Raw genomic sequence first — 24,567 nt, 5'->3', positions numbered from 1 at the left:
TATGTTTTAGACTATTTAGGATCTAATATAAGATTGATACGTTCTATAGCATCTGCAATATGAATTCTACTCATAGCATCTCCACCACGAGCTGAACGCAATTGACTACGTAACGATTTTAACTCAGCTCTAACTACCGCTTTTATATCTGATTGACTAGTGTTTACTGCTGTCATTTTAACATAAGGACTACCAGATCTTCCACTTTGGTTCTTGGCTGTCATTAAGCGCTCTAATTGATCGATGTGCGCACGTTGTAAGTTACGTCGGTAAGTGTCAATTTTCTTTCCAGTCCGTAATTCACTCCAAATACCTTTACGTAAATCGCTCATCATTTCTGTTAAGGCATATGATTTATCATCATAAGTATGTGCTTCAGTTAAACGTTGCATTTTACCTAAACTCATAATATTATTTAGCGTTCTTGCCTGCAAGCCTCTAATACGCTCAACAGATCCTGAAAATTCTATACGATCAAAAATAGATTTATCAATTAACCACTGTGGGGTTTCAAATAAGTTTTTTTGCATAAATTCCATAGCTTCTTTTTGGTGAGCTTTAGGTACAGCAGTATAAACAGCACCTTCTTGATCTGATGTTTTATAATGCTCATAGACACCACCAATATTATTAGAAACATGTCCCATATAACGGTTAAATTGTGATATTACGTGTCCGTACATTTCATCTAAGTCATCATAGTCTTCACCAGCTTCGGTGGTCCATTCAATTAAGTTAGGTACAATACGCTTTAGGTTTTTAATACCATATGCACTAGCTAACATGGCATTGTCACCTAAATCTTCAGTTTGTGAACTCGGATCTACAACGTCACCGGCTTGTTGGTGTCCAAAACGATACATTGGATCGCCGGCATGTTTCATAATCCAATCGTTAAGAATTGGCTTTTCTTCTTCAGCCGATTTATCAAGAATTGGTCTATATCCCCAAGCGATAGCATACTTATCGTAAGTTCCGATTTCTGGCATTAAAGCCACTCCTTGATCTTCAGGTTGCGCTACATAATTAAAGCGTGCATAATCCATAATAGATGGAGCTGTTCCATATTTTTTAGTAAATTCTGCATCACGTAATTTTTCAACCGGATACGCCGTACTAGAACCCATATTATGAGGTAAACCAAGTGTATGACCAACTTCGTGTGCCGATACAAAACGGATTAAACGCCCCATAACTTCATCCTTAAATTGTGGACTCTGCGCATCAGGATTTATTGCTGCTGTTTGCACAAAGAACCATCCACGCAGCAAAGACATAACATTATGGTACCAATTGATATCGCTTTCTAAAATTTCGCCAGTTCTAGGATCACTTACATGAGGGCCATTAGCATTAGGAATAGGTGAGGCTAAATACCGTACTACAGAATAACGTGCGTCTTCTGGGCTCCATTCTGGATCTTCTTCAATTGACGGAGGATCTTTAGCAATTATAGCTTCCTTAAATCCGGCCGCTTCAAAAGCAACTTGCCAATCTTCAATTCCTTGTTTAAGGTATTTTCTCCATTTTTCAGGTGTAGCTCTATCAATATAGTAAACAATTTGTTTTTTAGGTACTACTAATTCACCACGTTTAAATTTTTCAATATCCTCTTCTTTAACTTCTAATCTCCAACGGTCTAAGAATTCTACAGACTCACTTTTTTGAACTTCTAAGCCATAATCGGTTTGACTACTTGTAAACCAACCTACGCGTTCATCAAAATAACGACGCTTCATAGGATTGTCTGGTAACAATACCATAGAATTATTGATTTCTATTGAAACTGTACCTGTACTAGAGTTTGATGGAGGTTTCCCAGCAGCATACGTTTTTACATGGCGTGCTTCTATATTTCTAGGATAACTTTTTATAGTTTCAATAAATGATTTATCACTTTCTAAACGTGAGATTTTATATGGCGATCTCGCTCGTTGTGATAAACCTAGTGATTTCACATCTTTTTCAAACAATGGTGTGGCATCAATTACAGTTTTTGTAGAATCTTTGCTGTAGGCCTTAATTGGAAATGTGTATAAAACAGGCTCAAAATTTGAATTTATAACGGCTTCGTTTACAGGAAGTGAATCTGCAGCAACTACATTATAAGAGACTACTCTAAGCACTACTTTTTTTCCCTTCTTTTCCCAACGCAATACTTGTTCGTTGAGTTTTCCGCCTCCAAAGCCAAGGCCTGAAGCTGTTTTAGATATTCGTGAAACCATTAACATTTCTCTATTAAAAAGCGAATCTGGTATCTCGTAATAAAATTTGTCGTCTAAAGTATGAACGGTAAACAAACCTTCATCGCTTTTGGCATCTTTAGTAATGACTTTGTCATAAGGTTTAGGGTCATTCTTACCAGGTTTTTTTCCTGAAGGTTTTGCCATTGCAGTGGCATCTTTTTTTGATTTTCCAGCATTTTTTGCAGTAGAGCATGAAAATGCCAAAAAGGCCGAAACTACAAAGAGTAGTTTGATGAATACGTGTTTCAAATTAGTTGATTTTTATTAAATTTTGATGAAAATACTGATTCTATTAATAATCTGATATTTTAATAACAGAATTTAATATTTTTTTAACGCGATTCTCAAAATTTTAATTTAACTCAAAATTTGAAGTGTAAAGTTTATGAAAAATTCAGATTTGAATTATTGTTTTGAATTAATAAAGACATAAAATAAAGTAGAAAATTTTAGTGCATGGTAAGTCCTGTAATTGGAAACAAAAATCTTATAGATAAGGTGTCTGTCACCAGCAGGAATATTCTTTTAAACTATGAAAAATTTAGATGACATTAAGGAAAATTAAAGTGTATTGAGATACGCTATAATCATATCTAACCCTTCGGTATGTCTCATTGTGGTTCCGATAAAAGGCATACTTACACCATCAGAATAAAACGACACTCTATATGCTATAAGTGCACTTTGATCAGCAATATTACTGTTTGCTAGAGGTGTCTCAAAGGCAAGGTTTAAAGAAGACTCGTCAGCACAAGTGCCTCCTGGAATATGGCAATGGGCACAATTAATATCCATATAAGCTCTTGCTCGGGTAGCTAAAGGTAAAGAAGTGTCTTCCCAATTAGGGAGAACTCTAACTGAAGCGCTGTTCGTTAACCCTGTTAATTTTTGATTGTCAATAAATTGTTGTAGTTGATTAACCCCATTAATATTAAAATTCATGGATCTCAATTTAGGACCAATGGGTAACATTTGGTTATTATTACCATGGCAGGTAAAACAATCGGTATTAGAAGGGATTTTATATGTTGTTGAATTTGAATTTCCTGTAGCATCAATCCAAGTAACAGGTAATGTGCTGCCCTCTCCGTCTAATACAGCTTCAGTTTGATCATCATTCCATTTATAATCTCCAGCTTCCCAGACCCCATTTAATCGAATTAATACTCGAGTTTCAATAATTTTTCTGCCCAACGAGAGGTCGCGTTCGTCATTATTATAAAAAAACGTTTTAGCAATGACCGTATTATTTGGGAAAATAGGTAGACCATCTCCATCAAACTCCATACTTGTGCCTTCCGGTAGAGCAATAATTCGTTGTTTGTGTGCGTAATCTGAAAATAGTGTAGTGTTTAGGTTATATTCAAATGCATAAGGTGTTATTTGTAGATCTTCAAGATTCCCTACAAACAAATTCATTTGAGATAAAACTGGGCTAAATTCCGTAGCTACATTTGGTAGAGAGGTTGTAAAACTATAAACATCTGAGTTTAGGCTAGTGTTATTTGAGGCGCAAATTGTTTGAATATAGACGTCGTAAGTTGTACTTGCTTCTAATCCTGTAAGTTCAATATTTGTATCAGAGGCTGATACTGTAGAGCCATTACCTAACGTAAATCCTGAAACACCATATTCAATAATATAGTTAGTTGAAACATTAGCCGCCTCCCAAGTGATTGTTGCAAAATTAGGAGCAATAGAACTTGAAGAAATATTCAATGGCTTATCACAAACTGGAATAAAATCATCTGCATCCTCACTACAGGAAAAAATAATACAAGCAAGGGCGAAAATGAAGTAGGTCTTTTTTAACATGAGAAGCGTTTTTCTAATTTATGGCGAGTGCTAATGTACTGAAAATCTTTGTATACAAAATAAAAGTTTAATGGCATGATTAAACCATCTCAACAAACAAACCATCGTCCGTCTTTTCAACCTTAGTTAAACCATGTTTACCTAGGCCTTTAATACCCTTGTCCCAACCTTTATTGCTTAAACCAGATTGTGATTTTAAAACGTTTAAATCCATTCGCTTTTGAGTCTTAAGGATTTCTAAAATCGTTTTTTCGTTATCGCTAAGATCTACTTTCTTCTTTTCTGGTCGCATTTGGGGGAAGAAAAGTACTTCTTGAATACTTTGATTGTTGGTTAAGAACATAATTAAACGATCCATACCGATACCCATTCCTGAGGTTGGTGGCATGCCATATTCTAAAGCACGTAAAAAGTCATGATCAATAAACTCAGTAGCTTCGTCATCGCCTTTTTTTGCTAAACTTAATTGATGCTCAAAACGTTCGCGTTGATCAATAGGATCGTTTAACTCAGAATAGGCGTTGGCAATTTCTTTGCCACAAACCATTAACTCAAAGCGTTCTGTTAATTCTGGGTTGTCTCTATGTTCTTTACATAACGGACTCATTTCTTTTGGATAATCAGTTATGAAGGTTGGTTGAATGTAATTACCTTCACATTTCTCTCCAAAAATCTCATCAATCAGTTTGCCTTTACCCATGGTTTCATCCACTTCAATGTGCATGCCTTTTGCTGCCGCTCTAATTTCGTCTTCAGATTTATCATAAATATCAAAACCTGTGAATTCTAAAATTGAATCGCGCATCGTAATGCGCTTATATGGCGCTTTAAAATTAATCTTATGTTCACCAAAAGTAGCTTCAGACGTTCCGTTTACAGCCATTGCACAATGCTCTAGCAATTGCTCACAGAAATCCATCATCCAATTATAATCTTTGTAAGATACATAGATTTCCATGGCTGTAAATTCTGGATTATGGGTTCTATCCATACCTTCATTTCTGAAGTTTTTAGAAAACTCATACACACCATCAAAACCACCAACGATTAATCGTTTTAGGTATAATTCGTTTGCAATTCGCATGTATAACGGCATATCCAAACTATTATGATGCGTAATAAACGGACGTGCAGCTGCACCTCCAGGTATTGGTTGTAATACAGGAGTTTCTACTTCAAAGTAACCCGCGTCATTAAAAAACTGACGCATGGCATTGAATAATTTAGTGCGTTTAATAAAGACTTCTTTTACATGTGGGTTAACCGCTAAATCAGCATAACGTTGTCTATAACGTTGTTCTGGGTCTGTAAATGCATCATAGGTTTTTCCGTCTTTTTGCTTCGGAATTGGTAAAGGTTTTAGAGACTTGCTCAATAATTTAAAGTTTTTAACCATCACAGTTTTTTCACCAACCTGAGTCGTAAAAAGCTCTCCTTCAATACCAACAAAATCACCTAAATCGAGTAATTTTTTAAAGACATCATTATAAAGTGATTTGTCTTCGCCTGTACAAATTTCATCACGATTAAAATACACTTGAATACGACCTTCGCTATCTTGCAATTGTGCAAAAGACGCTTTTCCTTGAATGTTAATTGCCATTAAACGACCAGCAATAATCACCTGTTTACCATTTTCAAAATTAGATTTTATCTGTTTTGACGTATGATTAACTGGAAATAAATCCGCTGGATAAGGATTGATCCCTAAAGCTCTAAGCTTTTCTAATTTTTGGCGTCTTACCAATTCTTGTTCTGAAAGTTGCATTCTAATTAATTTTAGATTTGCAAAATTACATTATTTCAGAATATTAGCGAACACCTTTTTGTATTGATTTTAACGCATTAATTTTTACCTCCATCCGTTAATTTTAGGATTTATCTATTAGGTTTTTAGATATTTTTTCAATCTTTCTTTCGTACTACTGCTGCTTTAAGACTCATGTACTTAGTTGGCGCTGATATTATGTTTTTGAAAATAATTTAATGTTTATATTTTACAACCCACGAATTTAGATTGGTGATTTTTTCAAACTGAAGGAATAATTAAAATGATGGAAAGAATTTTGATACGCTCAGCAAGAAATGCGAAAAAATAGTATCTTCTATAATTTATGATTAGGAATATTACTTGGATTTTTAATAAATTTCTTTTCATAGAATAAAATTAATGTAACATTTAGTGTGTGTTAACGTCATATAATTACATCAAATCAAGACATGTATTATGAGTATCTGGCGGGTTATTCTTTCTATTATTTGTCCACCTTTAGCTGTTTTAGATAAAGGTTGTGGCTCAATTCTAATTACTTTTTTATTATGGCTCTGTGGCTGGGTGCCAGGCGTGATTGCCGCGTTGGTAATATTGAATAATCCTGAACGATAAAAGTCTTACCTTTGTGCTTCAATCAATATTTTACCTAATGAGGAAACTGATTTTAATAGGTGGGCTTTTTTGTCTTCTAGTAAGCTGTAATGTTACAGAATCAATTGTATTTAATAAGGATATGAGCGGAGAGTATATGACGTCATTTGATTTAAGCCCTATGCTAAAATATGCAAATGAAACTAGACCGAATACTCAAGACAGACCTAGAAAAGAAAAAGTGGATACAACGATAGTTTTTAATGAATTATTTGAAAATTATAAGGATAGTATTGCTGCACTCTCAGAAGCAGAACGCGATCGATTAGAGAAGCTGAAGGGAATGGTATTGAAAGTTCGCATGGATGAAGAAACGAGTACCTTCGATTTTAATATGAAAAAATTTTTCTTTAATTTCTCTGATTTAGAAAACATAAATGAACAGGTAGATGATGCTATGAATATTGCTAAGGATATTGGTAATAAAGACGCAAAAGCTCCTGAAGAGCAATTAAATGAACTTACTAAAATTGATAAGGTTGTGTATGCCTTTGAAAATAATACATTTTCACGTGTTATGCCTAATGCAGTTGCAGAGCAAACAGAGGATATTGAAAATGATCTCGATGAAGAGATTGCAGAAGATGATGATAATGATTATGCCAAACAATTTGAAATGCAGTTCGAAAAATTATTCTCTAAATCTAATTACACCTTAATTTATAAATTTAAAAACAAGGTGAAGTCAGTTTCTAAAGAGAATGCAGTGATTTCTAAAGACGGAAAAACGGTGACCTACAAAGTACCATGGAACACACTTAAAAAAGATGCGTCGTCAATGAATTTAAATGTGGTTTTAGAAGATTAAATGGTGAATAAAACAATACAGCTACAAGATTTAGGAGCAAAAGATTTTAAGGATACTTGGGATTATCAAGAAACGCTTTTTAAAGCCATTCTCGATACAAAAATCAAGAATAGAAGAGAGGATGCTGGTTTAGAAACGGCTAATCATTTTCTTTTTGTAGAACATCCACATGTGTATACTTTGGGCAAGAGTGGTGACTTATCTAATTTATTACTTACAGCGGAACAACTCGAAGAAAAAGGAGCGACTTTTTATAAAATAAATCGAGGAGGTGATATTACCTATCATGGTCCTGGCCAAATTGTAGGTTACCCGATTCTAGATTTAGATAATTTCTTTACAGACATACATAAATACTTGCGTTTTCTAGAAGAAGTTATTATTCTCACACTAGCGGAGTATGGGTTAAAATCAGAACGTAGTCCTGGTGAAACAGGTGTGTGGTTAGATGTTGGTACTCCATTTGCACGTAAAATTTGTGCTTTGGGAGTGCGAGCAAGCCGTTGGGTTACTATGCATGGATTCGCCTTAAATATAAATGCCGATTTAGGTTATTTCGATAATATTATTCCCTGTGGTATTCGAGGAAAGGCCGTTACAACACTAAATAATGAATTAGGTATAGATACAGTGGATGAAACTGAAGTAAAGCAAAAGATTTTAAAACATTTTAGTGTGCTTTTTGATTCAACATTCACTACTGTGAGTTAACTTAAGCTTCATCATTAAAAAACACTTTATAGAAGTGCATTTTCTTTTCTTCATCATAACCACGTTCTAGGTATTCTGCGGAAGCATCTGGCGCATCAACATCTAGTTTAATCTGAATATTGGTATCTAATTTAATTTCGGTTTTAATTTTTTGCTTTTGTTTTTTTAAGGCAACTTCAGAAACATCAAACTGATTTCTAATCAGAACTTTATTGTCTGTTTCATACGTTTTTTTGTAATCTTCAAAGAGTTGAATTTTGTCTTCTTCCTCAAATACTTCTTCTTTGAACGTGTCGATATTTACAATTTCATTTTCTTTAAAAAAATCAACGGTTTTTGCTAAAAAATTACTTTGCTCTTGTCCTCCAAAGTTGGGTTGCAAAACTTCTTTAGAAAATTCTCTACACAACTCAATACAGTTTTTTGTGTGCTGGTTGCTGTCGTCAGGGTATTTAATATTCAAAAAACTTTTTATCCAATATTGCGTGTCGTAAGTGTTGTTATCCACGCTAAACGCAATTTTGCCTTCCATATCAGATGTATTCAAAATTAAACAACCTTTATCTACCTTCTTAGCTTGGATACCTTTTTGAACTAAAATATCGTAGTTATTATCTTCTAAATAGGTCTGAAAAAATTCTGTTTTATTTTCAATTTTAAAGATGCCAATAGCGTCTGTAAAATAGTCTTCGTATTGGATGTTTTCAAAATGACAAATGAGCACATCCCCAGTTTTAATTTGAGCCGAATTGCTTTGCTCAAATAAGTGGGTGACAATGTGTTTAGATACCTCCACAAAATCCGCGTCATCTTTAAAAAGTTGTTCGCTGTAACTGTTAATCTCATTGAGACCAACATCGCTGTGATGATGGAATCGATAACTTTCTGCGACGTTTACAAATGGTCTTAAAAGATAAGGAAGCATTAAGCTGTAGGTAGCTTCATCAAAATGCACTATAGCATCAGAAAATGCATTTTTTGTGCCATTAAATTTGTTACCAACTTTGTGGATTATACAACTCTTAATTGAGGCTTTTTGTCGTTTTATCATACTTTTTAAATTGTCCTTAAGGAGGACAATATCGGTGTTTTTGGTTTGTATAAAATATGAGTTGCAATACTACAAAACACAACCGTTAAAACTTAGAAAACGTCAATATTATTTTGACGCTTTCCAACCCAATGAATTAAATTAGATAATGATTAAAGTTTTACAAATTCAACACGTCTGTTTTGAGATTTCCCATTAACAGTAGCATTATCGCCAATAGGTTGAGTTTCTCCTTTTCCGTCTGTTGTTAACCGGTTGGCGGAAATTTGATATAAACTGACCAATGCGTCTTTTACAGCATTAGCTCGAGCTTGAGAAAGTTTTAAATTAGAGTCCTCAGAACCATCAGCATCTGTATGTCCAATGATGTTGAGTTTTATGTTTTGGTCGCGTTGTAATACTTGTGAAATCTGGCGAACAATACCAAGAGATTGTGGTTGAATGTTTGAAGCGCCAGAATCGAATAAAATGCCATTTGTTGAAACCCTACCTTCGGTAAGTAATTTACGCCTTAAATCTACTCCGCCTTCAGCGACTTTAAGATTTTTAATAAAAATACGATCTTCACCATCTCTTAGACCACTCGCATGAAATTTTATAAAATTTAGAACGTCTAATTCTTCGATGAACCTGGGAACGTCTATATACTTTACTTCGTTTATCCATAATCGATAGCGCTTTTTGGTTACTGAGATAGCGATGTGTGATTGGTTTTTTACATCGTCTCTAATATCGGCAGCTAGAGACGTTTTAATTGAACCGCTTTTGCCGTTAAAGAAGTTAAAAGTGTTTATGGCATATGGAGCATTTTGTCCGAAAGGAATTGAAACTGAGGCGTAATGTGATTTTCCATCGTTAAAAGCATCAGTATCGCTTAAAATTACAAATAGACGAGCTCCAGCAGGGGTTTTTTTAGAAATACCTGACGAAAGAATATCGAACTCAATACTATAATTTTCTGGAAGATCTGCTAGATCTGGAATGATATACAAACGGTAACCTGTTTTTAGTTCAAACCAATTGCCTTCAACTTTATTAAAATTAACGATAGCGCCAGAGCCGTTTGTATTCCATCTACTAGGTAAATCACCAACAAAAGCTTGGGAAAAATCATCGAAGAATAAAGTTTTATCCCCAGGAACAAAATCATATTTGCTATAAACCTCAAGACCGCTAGATACATCGTTTGGTTCATCGATAGTTGTAATATCATTTTCCGAATTTATAGTGCTGTCATCCTTTTCATAATCTAATTCTTCAGGTATTTCTGTAGTGGTATCAGTATTAGGATTTTTATTTTTTTCGCCTAGCAGCAATTCCTTGGCCGTTTTAATGCTGTATTTAAGCGCATTTTTAGCACGATTAATTTGTAGGGTCGCTTTCCCTTGTTTTATCATGCCAGCTCCATCCATATCATTTAAAATGTCTGGAGCACTTTCGCTTAGTAATCTTACTTCTTCTAAAGCTTCTTCTAATACATCAAGATCTTCGTCTTCTAACGGAGTTTCAGTTGCAGCATAGCCATCATATTTATAGACTTTGTCATAAAGATTAAAGGAGGTCTGTACAAAATTATCCACACTAGAAATTCCAACTTTGCTCTTTGGACGCTTTATTTTTTTTGTCTGTGCCTCAATAGCAAATTGAACAATAAATAAAAAACAAAATGTAAGGATTGTTGGAGGTGAAATGCGTTGATGTCTCATCTTAAATAATTGATTAATAGCACTCTAAATTTAAGAATAACTATTGGAATTAAAAAATGAATAGTAAAAATGGTTAGAGATCTATATCATTTAAGGTTTGAAGAGCATCGCTTAAATTTTGCTATTTTAAAGAAAATGAGATTACGAATTAATTGTATGGTCTTACCAGTGGGGATTGTAAACGCAAAAAAATAGACAAATGAATTCGCTTCAATGTTGACGGTTAACGTGTGGTTAGTGTAACTTATAAACTACAATTGTTTTGTCATCACTTTGTGTAACAAGTTCTAAACCTCGTTCCCCATCTAATTTTTCTAACGTCGCACTAGCTGTACCAAAAACAGGAAAATTTGGAATTGATTTCGCTTGACTATCAAATAGATATACTTTTTTAGATTGTAAATCTGTAGTAGAGACATATATTTTATCATTCAAATAAAAAATTCTTGGTGCTGTATAATCACCGTAATCTAAATCAATGGTTCTCGATTTAATAATTAATCGATTTTCTCGTAAGGAAACCAAAGTTTTACTAGTGGTGGTAATTTGATGTTTATCGGTGAGATTTAGATCTGTAGTGTTTATGCGGCCTTTTGTATCTACTTGAACGAGCTGACCGAGAGTGTTGGTGGTTGTGAATTTATTCTTGTACAAATAAACATTATTATCTGAAAAACGAATTTTATCCTTCACATTAATTCTAATATTACCTTGTCGGTTTAAAATTTGGAGATTCTCGCCTGCCTTAAAAACGATATAATCTTTATTGCTAACTCTATAATGATTGGGTTGCGAGCTAATTTCCGATTCGGTATTTTTGTAATCAAAACCACTGACGGACTGACCTCTATCATTATACATTAATAGGTTTTTACTTTGTGTGACTAGCAATCTATAATCTTTTCGATTGTCGTAATCGAAAACAGCAAGTGGTTGTGTAATAGCATCGTTAAATTTTAATGGAAATGGAGAAACATCTTTGCCATTGCGGTCTAACACATACAGACGATTCGGGGTTGTGAAAGCCAATTGTAATCGGCCGTTTTTGTACATGTCAATCTGCTCAATTTGCCCTAAAATTTTTCCTTGTAGTTGTTTTGTCCAAAGAATGTTGCCAGCGCTTGAAATAAGATATAGTTTATTATTGACATCTTGAACTGCTATATCGTGCGCTTGAGTTATATGATTTTTTACAGTTTGAGGTGCCGATAAAATAGTAGCTTCTAATGAAGTGGCAAATGTTTCGGTTACAGAATTTGTAGCGGCTTTCTTTTTAAATTTCTCAATCACACCATTGATGTGTGTGTAATTATCTTCATGTATAAACTGAACAGCATTAGCATTATAACCTGTCATGTTTTTTCCAAATATTTCAGATATACCCTCCGAATTTTTAAAGATAAACAAAGAAGCTTCATCACTTAAATTTTCATTAATATTTTTAAAAGCATCTGCATTGGCTAAAGTATTATTATTTAAAGCCTCTGTTAATATGGATTTTAGGGTGTCTTCAGATTCAGCAAAAACTATAAAGTTATTATAAATTGAAAAATATGTGGCATTTTCAAAACTGATAAATGGTTTTAAAATTGAATTAAAAAACCTTGGATCACCAAACTCATAGATGTCTATATCTCTAAAAGTTTCCGAATGCGATTTATCTTCAATGGATTCTAAAATTAAATTGGTATCTAAAGAATGAAGAATGAGAGCATCGTTAATAAGCGCAATTTCATTCGAAAATTTCAAGAAAGATTGAGAACTAATAGAAATACTGTCATTGACGTTAGTATTGTTTTTGTTGAATTCAAAGAAATCATCGAAGGTAATACTAAGTAGTGAACTCGTATTATATGGAGCAATAGCGGGAGTATTGATTTTTTGTGGCACGGTATTTTTAAAGGACTCGAAATGGTTGGGTATGGAATCTGTTAAAGACAATATGCCGTTATAAATTATACCTTTCTCAGAATAGTCAATATCTAACGTGGTAAAACTAGGACTATCCTTATTCACTAGGTCGGAGAATAAAAGTTTCGAATAATTTGAAGATTTAGAGTTGAATAGGATAGAAGCTACCGATTTTTTATCTGTAGTCTCAATTAATTTACTAAGCTCATGGTTTTCTTTTTGATCGTCTAAAGTCTTTAAAAGTTCCAAATTATTTGATCCAGCAAATGTATTTCCAATAATTTTATGATAGATGGTTTGTTCGTTGAATTGTGTTTTTACAATATTGAAGTCTTCTAAGGTTTCCGAAATGTGATTTGGGATATCCTTTAATAAAAATAAGGAACTGTCTTTTTCTGTAAGTATTATATAATCCGAGTTGCTTTTGTTGTCAAATGCCACATAGACTTGCTTCGTAGTATTAAAATGTTTTAGTGTTAAAGCAACATTCTGTAACTCCTTATTATATAAGTTCGATAGAATCTCATTATTTTCAACACTACTTAGAAAGTCATTAATTTCATTAACCTTAATAACAGCATTGGTGTTACTGGGAATAAATTTATAGGGTTGTTTAGTTTTATTGTAGTCTTTTTTACAGGCAAGTACTATAGTAAATAAAATAGATAAAAAGACGAGTCGCTTCATTTAAAACTGTGTTTAGATTACAAATATAAAAAGTTAAACCTACATTAATTTCAATATGTCAAATTTATAATTTGTTATCATATTTTAGAATTAATAATAAATTAAAACTTGCTCAACCTCTTTATTTTAAGTGCATGAAAAAGGAAACAGAACGACTTACAAGTTTTAAGAATGAAGTAGGATTTAAATTTCTAATTTATATTGATCTGGCAATAATCGAAACGATTTTCGATGGTATTTGGTGATACCATATTTTTGTATAGCCGCTCTATGTTCTTTTGTGGGGTAGCCCTTATTTTGTTTCCAATTATACATAGGAAATTCTTCATGAATTTTTGCCATATACGCATCCCTGTAAGTCTTGGCCAAAACTGAAGCGGCGGCAATACTCAAATATTTACCATCACCTTTAACTATTGTGGTGTAAGGAGTGGACTCATAAGGTTTAAACTGGTTGCCATCCACAATAATATATTCTGGTATTGGGTTTAATTGAGAAATAGAAGCTTGCATTGCTTTTATTGAAGCATTGAGTATGTTAATGGAATCAATTTCAGATTCATAAATGTGTTGAACTCCAAAAGAGATGCATTCACTTTCAATTAATGGTTTTAATACAGCACGTTTTTTCTCTGAAAGTTGCTTGGAATCATTTAATAACAAGTATTTAAAGGAAGTAGGTAAGATTACCGCGGCCGCTGTAACCGGGCCAGCTAAGCAACCTCTACCAGCTTCGTCTGTGCCACATTCTAAATTAAAAGTAGAATACCGAGTTTTTAGAGCCAAAATGTTAAATTTTGGACAAAGTTAAAATTTTAACGCAACCCTTATAATGTTTTTGCATCTCACTATTATGTTAAGGCTTAAAAGCATGGGTGTAAATAGGGTTCCTTCATTGGTTTAGAGGGTATTTTGATGTTAACGTTTTTTTAAGCAAAAGGTTTGCTTATTTAATATTAAATTAAGATGTTTGCAGCTAGACTAACTCAAATAATTGTTTTTATGAAATTAAAATTAACATGGTTATTAACGCTTTTTATAGCCTTTGTTATGCAATTTTCGTTTGCACAACAACAAACGGTGACAGGTACTGTTACCACCGCTTCGGATGGTTTGCCACTTCCAGGCGTTAATGTTATAGTAAAGGGTACTTCCAAAGGTACACAAACAGATTTTGATGGAAAATATTCCATATCTGCTGCTACCGGCGAAATAATATCTTTTAGTTATATAGGTTTTGCCAAGCAATCTATAACTGTGGCTGATAACACTACTATTGATGTTGCCATGCAAGAAGATGCTGAAAGCTTAGATGCTGTTGTAGTAACAGGATATCAAGATATTAAAAAGGCATTATTTACAGGTGCATCGCAAACTGTAAAAGCGGCTGATATTAAATTAGACGGTGTGCCAGATATATCTCAAGCATTAGAAGGAAGAGCAGCTGGTGTTGCTGTTCAGAATGTTACAGGTACATTTGGAGCTGCACCCCGTATAACAATTAGAGGGTCGTCTTCAATTTTAGGTGATACTAAACCATTATGGATTGTTGATGGTGTAATTCAGGAATCTATTGTTGATGTATCTTTTGCAGATTTGGTATCTGGTGATCCAAATACAATCTTAAGTTCTGCATTGTCAGGTTTGAATCCAACAGATATCAATAGTTTTGAAATTCTTAAAGATGCTTCAGCAACTGCATTGTACGGTGCGAGAGCATTAAATGGGGTAATTGTAATTACTACAAAATCGGGTAAGAAAAATCAAAAACCTCAGTTTAATTATTCAGGTGAATTTTTGGTAAGAGATCGCCCGAGATACAGTCAATATAACTTATTGAATTCTCAAGAAACAGTTTCTGTATATGAGGAAATGCACAATAAAGGTTTTTTAAGATACCCAGACGTTCTTAATTTAAGAAATGGCGGGGTTTATAATATTAGAGCTCAAGCTATAAATTCATATGATGAATCAAATGGTGCTTTTGGTATTCCTAATACGGCTGAAGATAGAGCTGCATTTTTGCAAACCTATGAAATGAATAATACCGACTGGTTTAAAGAGTTGTTTAGAATGACACCGACGCAAACTCATAATATTAGTTTTTCAAGTGGTAGTGAAAATTCTACGACTTATGCATCTTTAGGTTATTATACCGATGCAGGTTGGTCTATTGCAGAACGCGTACGTCGTTTAACTTCAAACTTGAGAAATACGTTTTACTTAGCTGATAGTAAATTGAAAATTACTACATTTTTGTCAGCTAATGTTAGAGATCAAAAAGCACCTGGTGCGCAGACTAGAAATAACGATCCATTCTTTGGTTCTTTTAATCGTGATTTTGATATTAACCCGTTTAGTTATGCATTGTCAACGAGTAGAGCTCTTAGACCAAGAGATAATAATGGGAATTTAGAATATTACAGAGCCAATTGGGCACCATTTAATATTGTTAATGAAATTGAGAATAATACATTAGAACAGAATGTAACAGATGTTAAATTTCAATTACAAACAGATTACAACATTACTGACGATTTAAAATATACGTTTTTAGGTTCTGCACGTTATGCAACTTCTAATGGTGAATTAGCGGCAAGAGAAAATTCAAATGTAGTTTCAGCGTACAGAGCAGATGAGAATACTATAGTACAAAATGCTAACATATTTTTATTTACAGATCCTGATCAGCCAAACGCAATTCCAAGATCTGTATTAGAAACTGGTGGTATTTTAACTGAAACAACTAATACCTTAACTACCTATACATTTAGAAATTCATTGAATTATTCTAAAACATTTAATGATGTACATGGTATAAACTTATATGCTAATCAAGAATATAGACATATTGATAGATCTGCATCGTCATTTACAGGATATGGTTATCAGTTCAACAGAGGTGGTTCTATTTTTACAGATCCAGATATCTTAAGAAAGGTGATATTAGAGGGTAACGATTATTTCTTTTCACAAGAAACTCGTAGTCGTGAAGTATCATTTGCTATGACTGCATCTTATGATTATGATAATAAATACATACTTAATTTAACAGGTAATTACGAAGGTTCGAACAGAGCGGGGCAGTCTTCTAGCGCACGTTGGATACCAACATACTCTATTGGTGGTCGATGGAATGTGCATGAAGAATCATTTTTAGAAGATTCAGATGCAATATCTAGTCTTGTGGTAAGACCTAGTTATGGTGTTATTGGTTTAATACCAAGTAATGCTAGTAACAATTTAGCCATCTTTAGAAATCAGATTACTGACCGTTTAAATCCAGATGATCGTGAAAACTTTATCGATATTGAAGATTTAGAGAATTCAGATTTAACTTACGAATTAACTAAAGAAGTCAACTTAGGTATAGAATTAGGTTTGTTTGATCAACGTATTCAGATTGTAACTGATTTATATTCTCGAAAAGGAATTGATTTAATTGATCTTGTACGTACTTCAGGTATTGGTGGACAGGTTACAAAACTTGGAAACAACTCAGAAATGACGACTAGAGGTTTAGAATTTCAGTTAAATACCGTTAATATTGATACTGAAGATTTTCAGTGGAGAACTGGTTTTAATATTTCTTTTATAGATCAAGAAATTACGGCTATTAGACAAAGACCAAGAGCTTTTGATTTTGTAAGTGGATTAGGTTTAGGTAATGCTGTAGGTTATGCGCCTAACGCACTTTTTTCTTACCGATTTACTGGATTAGATGAATTTGGTGTACCAGGTTTCGATCTTGGTGAAGGTGCAAATAGTAATAACGGAGTTAATTTTCAAGATACAGATGAACCATTAAGTTATTTAGTTTATGATGGTCCATCATTGCCAACAACTACTGGTGGTTTTTCAAATAACTTCAAATATAAGAATTGGAATTTAAGTGCATTTATTTCGTTCTCAGCGGGTAATAAGATTCGTTTAGATCCAGCTTACTCTTCTACTTATAATGATTTATCGGTATTCCCTTCTGAGTTTACTAATAGATGGGTATTGCCTGGTGATGAAGCTACAACGAATATACCTGTAATACCATCTAGACAATTATTACTCTCTTATGGTAATACTAATATGAGTCAAATTTATAATGCTTATAATTATTCTGATCAACGTATAGCGGATGGTGGTTTTGTAAGAATGAAGAATATTTCTATAGGTTATAACTTTGACAGAAGTCTGATTGAAGGCTTAGGATTAACGTCTATGCGTATGAGCTTGCAAGGCACGAACCTCTTTCTTATTTATTCAGATTCTAAACTTGGTGGTCAAGATCCTGAATTCTTTAATACAGGTGGTGTTGCTTCACCTATTACACGTCAGTTTACGTTTTCATTTAATGTCGGATTTTAATACTATAAACTATGAAAAATAATAATATATATATCTATTTACTATTAACAGTCTTCATGGGATTATACTCATGTGATGATACGTTATCTGAGGTTCCAGATAATAGAACGTTTATAGATTCTAAAGAAAAAATAAGTGAGTTACTTGTTGGTGCATATCCACAAGGTGGTTACGCTCCATTTTTAGAACCAATGACAGATAATGCTGATGATAAAGGGCCTTTGGCTTTACAAAATATCAGAGTTAATGAAGAAATGTATTATTGGAGAGACTTAGATGATATAGATGAAGATACGCCAACAAATTATTGGAACATTGCGTATGAAGCTATTTCTCATGCAAACCAAGCTTTGGAGTCTATTGAAGAACTTGGTTCTGGTGAAGATTTAAACGGTGTAAAAGCTGAAGCACTTATGTGTAGAGCTTACGCACATTTTATGTTAGTGAATATATTTTCGCAAGCTTATAATCCGGCAACGGCAGATACCGATATGGGAATTCCATATTTATTAGAGCCTGAAACTAATTTTATACAAATCTATTCTAGAGGTACAGTTAGTGAAGTTTACGATAACATTAGAAACGATGTTGAACAATCTTTAGATCTTTATGAGCGTGCTTCATTATCTTTTGAGGTTCCTCAATACCATTTTACAGAACAAGCGGCTCATGCTTTTGCATCACGTTTTTATTTGGTTCTAGGTGAATGGCAAAAGGTTATTGATCATGGCACAATGGCCTTAGGTTCTGGTGGCCCTGAAGTTTTAAGAGATATGTCTGTATATCGAGAATCTAACTTTGATGAACAAGGTAGACTATACTCTTCTACTGACGAGCGTGCTAATTTATTATTAGCAGCAGGAAGTTCTACTTTTGCAAGATTTAACTTTAGAGCGAGATACCAACTAACTACCTCTGTACAAGATGAGATATATGCTGGTAACGCAACTGGTGGTGATTGGGATTATAGACTTTTAAATATTGGTGGAGATTTAGGAACAGCACCTTATAAATATGTAGAGTATTTTAGAACTACTAATGCGTCAGCAGGTATTGGTTTTGCTTTTTCTACATTTGTATTATTAACTACGGACGAAGCTTTAATGAATAGAGCAGAGGCGTATGCAATGCTAGGTGAATATGACAATGCATTAAATGATATTAATTTAATGTTCTCTACTAAAATTCAGAACTATTCAAGTGTAAATGTACTTTCTAACGAGGATGTAACGACTTATTATGAGGTAGAAGACAGTAATTTGTATACACCGTTTTACACTATACCAGCGGATGCATTACCGTATGTAAATGCAGTATTATCCATGAAACGTACAATTTTCTATCATGAAGGATTACGTTTTTTAGATATCAAACGTCATGAGATAGAGGTAAGACATTTAGACTATCTCAACAATGAGATAGGGGTTTTAGGTAAAGATGACCCTCGTAAAGCGCTGCAAATTCCAGCGACGGCTCAAGCTTTTGAAATTGAAGCCAACCCGAGGTAATCGAAAGAACAATTAATTTATAATATTTATATTTACATCAAATTATAACTATGAAAAATTCGCTAAAATTTTATTTAATGCTTTCGTTTGTAGCGCTAACGTTCGTTTATTCTTGCGATGGCGACGAAGAAGCACTTACAGAAAGCCAAATTGATACCTCACAACCAATTCTTAATAGCCTTGATATATGGCTTAGAGATAATTTTGTAGACACTTATAATATAGATATATTATACCAGTGGGATATATACAATGTTGCAATAGGAAGATATCTTCACCCACCATATCTTGATAATGTACAGCCTTTAGCTGAAGCGATTACCAAAACATGGATAGAACCTTATAACGAGGTTGGTGGCGAAGACTTTATTAAGAACTTAGCACCTCGTGAGTTTGTGTTTTCTGGAGGGTTTAACTATAACCCGGATAGTCCTACAATTACATTAGGAATTGCAGAACAAGGAGCTAGAATTACTTTTTTTAACATAGATGAACTGGTGTATGATAATTTAGACTACAATAGTCTTTTTAGCGTAGTGTCGCCTATTCAAACGATGCATCATGAATATTTACACATTTTAAATCAAACAGTGCCTTACGATCCTATTTTTGAAGAAGTAAATCCTGAAGGTTACTTGTCTAACTGGACCGAGCGAAGTGATAGTGAAGCGAGAGAAGATGGCTTTATTACGGCCTATGCAGGAAGTCAAGCTGGTGAGGATTTTGCTGAAATGGTGTCTCAAATGTTAACACGTTCTAATGCCGATTGGAATGCACTTGTAGATAGTATCTCAAGCGAAGAGGCTAAGGAAAACATTAGACGAAAGGAACTTTTGGTAGTAGAGTATTATCAAAACAGTTTTGATATTAACTTCTACGACTTACAAGTGCTAACTTATGATGCACTTATAAACCTTTAAAAAATAAGAACTATGAAAAGATTTTTTTTATATAAAACGTTGGTATTATTAGTAGCTGTTTTTACAATGGTCTCATGTAATTCTGACGATGACAACCAAGTGTTTAGTGAATTGCCAGGTGTAAGATCTCAAATTAGTATTAATGAGCTAACAACCCTTTTGCTTTCACAACAACAAGGCTATGAAGCTTCCTACTTTACTAATAGTAATCAATATGGTGGTTTTACTGTATTTTTAAATTTCAATAGTGACGGAACAGTTAGACAAACTTCGGATTTCGATGATGATTTTGATTTACAAAACTCTACATTCGAAGTAAGACAAGGAACTACTACAGAATTAATTTTTAAAACTAGAAATCATATTACTAAAGCTACGAATCCTACAGCAGAAGATGCTTATGGTGATATTATAGATTTAGGAAATGGATTTCAAGGAAACAGTAATTTTCAATTCTTTTCTAATGATAACGGGGTATTAACCTTCAGAGATGTTAGACAGCGAAATACTGCGAGTTTAGTATTAACTCCAACAAATTTTACGGATTTTGATTCTGAAAGTTTAGCGAGCGTACAAGAAAGTTATGAGAATAGATTAGAGTTTGTTGATTCTCCAACGGTAACTCCTTTTCCATTTATGCAAATAACCTCTAGCAATGGGGTAGAAAAATACGCACTTAATTATAATAAATCGAAATTTTTTGCTGAGCGTAGATTTCTTGAAGAAGATAATACGTTTACCTCCTCATTTTTTGGTATGCTATTTACTGAAAATAGTATTATTGTAAATCCGGCTGTTGAAGTGGATGGTGAATTATTAGAAGAGTTCTTTTTAGATACAACGTCTCCAACGTTGCAATATGTTGCCGAAGTTAATGGAGTTACAGGTATTATAGGTTATGCAACAACTCCAGCAGTTCCTTTATTAGGCTATTTAGATTTACCAGAATGGCTTATTTTACACAACCCGTTCTTAAATTCTTTAGCTGATGATTGGACTCCAGACTTAACGAGTCCTGGTTTCGATACTCTAATAGCTGATTTAAATACGTCAATCACGATGTTTAATATTGAGAGAATTGACTTTAATGATCTCAATACCGATTCTGCAACATTATATATTGGATCTAGCATTGGTGGAGGAAATTATAATATAAGTAAAGAAATTATCGATGACAAGGTGTATTTAACCATAACAGGTACTACACTTCCAGAATTTTTTACAACTGCTATCCAGCCACTTCTAGATGTTCTTCTAGATCCAAACGGCTTGTATGTAGATCAGCCGACGACACTTAATGCTTTCTCAAATAGAGTATTTACATTTACTTCTGCTAGTAATACAACTATTACATTTAGTGCAGTTGCTTTGTAAGATATAAGTATACTAAATTTTATGAAAGTCTCAAGAACAGTTCTTCTTGAGACTTTTTTATTTTTTGAAATATGAAGACTTGGTTTTTAGCTTAGATGCTTTATTGATATCACATAAGGTAATCTCCAAAAAATGTAATACGAGACACGATTATCCTTATTCTTTTCTGAACTACTTTTATAAGTTAATCGTTTTTAAACTTAGTGTTATTTATAATCTTTACAATTGGGTGTAGTTGGCTTTCTAAATAATATATTGTCAGAAAATATAAAAGTCGTAAATTTTATTTACTGTGCGATTAAAAGTATTTTTGTGATTTAATATTTAGTACCATTTTTAACGTTGTGAAATATTTATAATTACACTATACTTTTTTTGAATACATTTAACCTGACTAATCAGCATTATCTCTTTTGAAGTAATATCAGTTTGTAACATGTTTAAAATACAACCTAATTTAACAAGTTGCCATTCGGTATTTTGAGAGCAAAGAAGCAGAATATAAATCACATGCTACAACAAGCATTTGTTTCTTATCGGCTAACAATGATGAATATTTTATGAAATTCTCCCTTTTTTATATCACTTTTTTATTTTCAATTGTTTTGAATTCACAAATTTTAGAGCAGTCTAACAATAATTCTGAAGCCTTTAATAATTTTCAATCATCTAAGGACACCACCTTAATAAATAGGTCTAAAGGTTTCAAAGATGTTGCAACTATAGATATGTATCTAAAGTTTAAGAATAGTTTAGATTCTTTGCAAGTAGATACCACATTGGCCATTAGAAAAGATTATAAATTTAATTACTTGCAAAAAGATAATTTCGGGTTAATGCCCTTTTCTAATATTGGGCAATCATACAATAAATTGAGTTTTGATGCATCAGAAAATAAAATAAAACCTCTTTTTGGTGCAAGAGCGCGACACTTCAATTATTTAGAACATAGCGATATTTTATATTATCAAGTGCCCACTCCTTGGTCGCGACTGACCTATAAAACAGCTTTTGACCAAGGTCAGCTTTTAGATGCTTTTTTTACAGTTAATTTATCCAAACAATTTAATTTTTCATTGGCTTATAAAGGACTTAGGTCTTTAGGTAAATATCAGAATGCTTTAACCAGTTCAGGTAATTTCCGTTTTACTTCAAATTACAATTCTAAAAACAAAAGATATTATGCGAAGGGCTATGTAGTGATGCAAGATTTATTAAACCAGGAAAATGGCGGCATAAAGAATGAGGATTTAGAAAATTTCACATCCGGAAATGAAGAATTTACAGACCGATCGGTGTTTGATCCAAATTTCGAAAATGCCGAAAACATACTTGAAGGAAAACGTTTTTATTTTGAGCATACCTATAATATCTTAAAAGATAAAGACTCTATCGATAATAATAACATTACCCTATTCAATAAAATTACTTTTGAAGATAAATATTACCAATATAATCAATCCACTACTGCAAATGATTTCTTTGGAGAGGCCTTTACAACAGAAATAGATGATAAAGTGAAGTTTGAAAACTTTTCTACTTCAGTAGGTATTGATTATTCAAATAGCACCTTGGGTAAGGTTGGCGTAGCAGTAAATTATACAGATGTCAATTATGGTTACAATAGTGTCGTATTGTTTCCAGACCAACAAACCATTCCTAATAGAATTAAATCTAATTTCTTGGGTATTGATGGAAAATATTCAAAAACCTATAAGGGATTTAGTATTTATGGACAAGGAGCTATCAATCTATCCGACACCTTTGTTGGTAGTTTTTTAGACGGAACGATCAGTTTGCGACTGAATGAGGATATTGCTATTTCTGGTGGTATAGCAATCAATTCGCGCATTGCTAATTATAATTATTTATTATACCAAAGTGATTATATTAATTATAACTGGAATAATTTTGACAATTTCGCGAATATTAACACGCAACAAATAAAATTCAATCTTCAATCAGAGAAGTATTTTAACGCCGCACTCGATATATCTAATATAGACAATTTTACCTATTTTAATTTAGAAGAAATTATAGATGGGATAAATGTGGTAAAACCTAAACAATATAATGAACCACTTCAATACGTAAGATTAAAACTTCAAAAGGAATTTAAATTAGGTAATTTTGCCCTAGATAATACAATCATGTATCAAAATGTAGTTAGTGACGATGCTGTTTTAAATGTACCAGACATTATTAGCCGAAACACATTATACTATACGGATCAATTATTTAAGAAATCAATGACGCTTCAAACAGGCGTAACATTCAACTATTTCACAAAATACAGAATGGATGGTTACGATCCGTTGCTAGCAGAATTTTATACACAAAACGAAACGGAATTAGGAGGGTTCCCGCGATTAGATTTCTTTATTAATGCTAAAGTAAGACAAACGCGCATTTTCTTTAAAGCCGAACACTTCAATTCATCGTTCACAGGTTACGATTATTTTTCAGCTCCAAATCATCCATATAGAGACTTTATTATTCGGTTCGGACTAGTATGGGATTTCTTTTTATAAAGAAGTAGTATTCTCAACCTTTTTTTAATTTAGGAAAAATTACGTTATCCACATACATTCTTTCGGATACATTCGAAATTAGTTTCTAAAATAATCTATAGTAATATAGCTGGACTTTAAAATCGTCACTAAGTATTATATCATAAGTCATGCTATAAAACTGCAATGCTATAGGTTTTATAGAACAAATTACAATTAGTAGTAGGCCATAACTTTTCTAAAGTATCTTGAAATAATATAACATATATATTGAAGTTATCGAATAACCTTAATAAGTAAGTATATAAACGACGGTAGAAAACGCAAAAAAATTCGATATGTAAAATACTGTATTCTAGAGTTTTGAAAAATAATTTGAAATTAATTTAAAAAAAGTGTTGTGGAATTGAAAAAGGGTTTTATATTTGCACCCGCTTAGCGCAACAACGTTAAGAGAAAGTAAAGAAATAAGTTCATTAACATATTGAATTGACAGCGTAAGAATCAACTGGAAACGGTTGATTTAAAACAAGAGA

Annotated in this window: 15 protein-coding genes; 8 read left to right on the top strand and 7 right to left on the bottom strand. The window is 33.1% G+C overall.

All coding sequences use genetic code 11. The annotated features are described in order from the left end of the window. Nucleotides 1–11: 11 nt before the first annotated feature. From QMA06_RS13900 to lysS, 3 genes are all read right to left on the bottom strand, one after another. Nucleotides 12–2,495, bottom strand: coding sequence for a zinc-dependent metalloprotease (locus QMA06_RS13900; protein ID WP_290207491.1), 2,484 nt, complete (start codon nt 2,493–2,495; stop codon nt 12–14). A 312-nt stretch (nt 2,496–2,807) separates the two neighbouring features. Beyond that, nucleotides 2,808–4,061 (bottom strand): fibronectin type III domain-containing protein, encoded by a 1,254-nt coding sequence (locus QMA06_RS13895; RefSeq protein ID WP_290207490.1) that lies wholly within the window; start codon nt 4,059–4,061, stop codon nt 2,808–2,810. Between the two features lie 79 nt (nt 4,062–4,140). Next, the gene (lysS, locus tag QMA06_RS13890) at nt 4,141–5,829 is read right to left on the bottom strand and encodes a lysine--tRNA ligase (RefSeq protein WP_290207489.1); all 1,689 of its coding nucleotides are present in this window, start codon (nt 5,827–5,829) and stop codon (nt 4,141–4,143) included. Nucleotides 5,830–6,288: 459 nt separating this feature from the next. Between lysS and QMA06_RS13885 the strand changes: the two genes are divergently transcribed. From QMA06_RS13885 to lipB, 3 genes are all read left to right on the top strand, one after another. Continuing rightward, nucleotides 6,289–6,447, top strand: a complete 159-nt coding sequence (locus QMA06_RS13885; RefSeq protein WP_092446701.1) for a YqaE/Pmp3 family membrane protein — start codon at nt 6,289–6,291, stop codon at nt 6,445–6,447. A gap of 121 nt (nt 6,448–6,568) precedes the next feature. Beyond that, entirely contained in the window at nt 6,569–7,294 is a 726-nt protein-coding gene (locus QMA06_RS13880; protein WP_290207488.1) for a hypothetical protein, read from the top strand. A 3-nt stretch (nt 7,295–7,297) separates the two neighbouring features. Beyond that, a complete protein-coding gene (gene lipB / locus QMA06_RS13875; protein ID WP_290207487.1) occupies nt 7,298–8,005 on the top strand; it encodes a lipoyl(octanoyl) transferase LipB in 708 nt (235 codons plus the stop codon). A 1-nt stretch (nt 8,006) separates the two neighbouring features. Here the strand turns inward: lipB and QMA06_RS13870 are convergent, their stop codons facing one another. The 4 genes from QMA06_RS13870 to QMA06_RS13855 all read right to left on the bottom strand — a co-directional run bounded on the left by QMA06_RS13870 (nt 8,007) and on the right by QMA06_RS13855 (nt 14,146). Next, nucleotides 8,007–9,056, bottom strand: coding sequence for a nucleoid-associated protein (locus tag QMA06_RS13870; protein WP_290207486.1), 1,050 nt, complete (start codon nt 9,054–9,056; stop codon nt 8,007–8,009). 152 nt (nt 9,057–9,208) lie between these two features. Further along, nucleotides 9,209–10,762 carry an OmpA family protein gene (locus QMA06_RS13865; protein WP_290207485.1) on the bottom strand — a complete coding sequence of 518 codons (1,554 nt, stop codon included), beginning with the start codon at nt 10,760–10,762 and terminating at the stop codon, nt 9,209–9,211. 234 nt (nt 10,763–10,996) lie between these two features. Continuing rightward, complete coding sequence (locus QMA06_RS13860; protein ID WP_290207484.1) at nt 10,997–13,360, bottom strand: ribonuclease HII; 2,364 nt, start codon at nt 13,358–13,360, stop codon at nt 10,997–10,999. A gap of 183 nt (nt 13,361–13,543) precedes the next feature. Beyond that, nucleotides 13,544–14,146, bottom strand: a complete 603-nt coding sequence (locus QMA06_RS13855; RefSeq protein WP_290207483.1) for a ribonuclease HII — start codon at nt 14,144–14,146, stop codon at nt 13,544–13,546. 216 nt (nt 14,147–14,362) lie between these two features. On the opposite strand from QMA06_RS13855, the gene QMA06_RS13850 reads away from it, so the two are divergent. From QMA06_RS13850 to QMA06_RS13830, 5 genes are all read left to right on the top strand, one after another. After that, nucleotides 14,363–17,719 (top strand): SusC/RagA family TonB-linked outer membrane protein, encoded by a 3,357-nt coding sequence (locus QMA06_RS13850; protein WP_290207482.1) that lies wholly within the window; start codon nt 14,363–14,365, stop codon nt 17,717–17,719. Between the two features lie 11 nt (nt 17,720–17,730). Then, entirely contained in the window at nt 17,731–19,227 is a 1,497-nt protein-coding gene (locus tag QMA06_RS13845) for a RagB/SusD family nutrient uptake outer membrane protein (RefSeq protein WP_290207481.1), read from the top strand. Nucleotides 19,228–19,277: 50 nt separating this feature from the next. Beyond that, on the top strand, nt 19,278–20,147 hold the full coding sequence (locus tag QMA06_RS13840) for a substrate import-associated zinc metallohydrolase lipoprotein (RefSeq protein ID WP_290207480.1): 870 nt from the start codon (nt 19,278–19,280) through the stop codon (nt 20,145–20,147). 12 nt (nt 20,148–20,159) lie between these two features. Next, a complete protein-coding gene (locus QMA06_RS13835) occupies nt 20,160–21,521 on the top strand; it encodes a DUF4302 domain-containing protein (protein WP_290207479.1) in 1,362 nt (453 codons plus the stop codon). Nucleotides 21,522–22,126: 605 nt separating this feature from the next. Beyond that, the gene (locus QMA06_RS13830) at nt 22,127–24,052 is read left to right on the top strand and encodes a putative porin (protein WP_290207478.1); all 1,926 of its coding nucleotides are present in this window, start codon (nt 22,127–22,129) and stop codon (nt 24,050–24,052) included. Nucleotides 24,053–24,567: the final 515 nt, after the last annotated feature.

It is taken from the genome of Winogradskyella bathintestinalis (genome assembly GCF_030407435.1).
GTDB classification, from domain to species: Bacteria; Bacteroidota; Bacteroidia; order Flavobacteriales; family Flavobacteriaceae; genus Winogradskyella; species Winogradskyella bathintestinalis.
This window is presented reverse-complemented; position numbering and strand designations above follow the sequence as displayed.

Coding starts and splice junctions, on each gene's coding strand:
- QMA06_RS13895 (WP_290207490.1), bottom strand. CDS start 4,061: ATGTTAAAAAAGACCTACTTCATTTTCGCCCTTGCTTGTATTATTTTT.
- lysS (WP_290207489.1), bottom strand. CDS start 5,829: ATGCAACTTTCAGAACAAGAATTGGTAAGACGCCAAAAATTAGAAAAG.
- QMA06_RS13885 (WP_092446701.1), top strand. CDS start 6,289: ATGAGTATCTGGCGGGTTATTCTTTCTATTATTTGTCCACCTTTAGCT.
- QMA06_RS13880 (WP_290207488.1), top strand. CDS start 6,569: ATGAGCGGAGAGTATATGACGTCATTTGATTTAAGCCCTATGCTAAAA.
- QMA06_RS13870 (WP_290207486.1), bottom strand. CDS start 9,056: ATGATAAAACGACAAAAAGCCTCAATTAAGAGTTGTATAATCCACAAA.
- QMA06_RS13865 (WP_290207485.1), bottom strand. CDS start 10,762: ATGAGACATCAACGCATTTCACCTCCAACAATCCTTACATTTTGTTTT.
- QMA06_RS13860 (WP_290207484.1), bottom strand. CDS start 13,360: ATGAAGCGACTCGTCTTTTTATCTATTTTATTTACTATAGTACTTGCC.
- QMA06_RS13850 (WP_290207482.1), top strand. CDS start 14,363: ATGAAATTAAAATTAACATGGTTATTAACGCTTTTTATAGCCTTTGTT.
- QMA06_RS13845 (WP_290207481.1), top strand. CDS start 17,731: ATGAAAAATAATAATATATATATCTATTTACTATTAACAGTCTTCATG.
- QMA06_RS13840 (WP_290207480.1), top strand. CDS start 19,278: ATGAAAAATTCGCTAAAATTTTATTTAATGCTTTCGTTTGTAGCGCTA.
- QMA06_RS13835 (WP_290207479.1), top strand. CDS start 20,160: ATGAAAAGATTTTTTTTATATAAAACGTTGGTATTATTAGTAGCTGTT.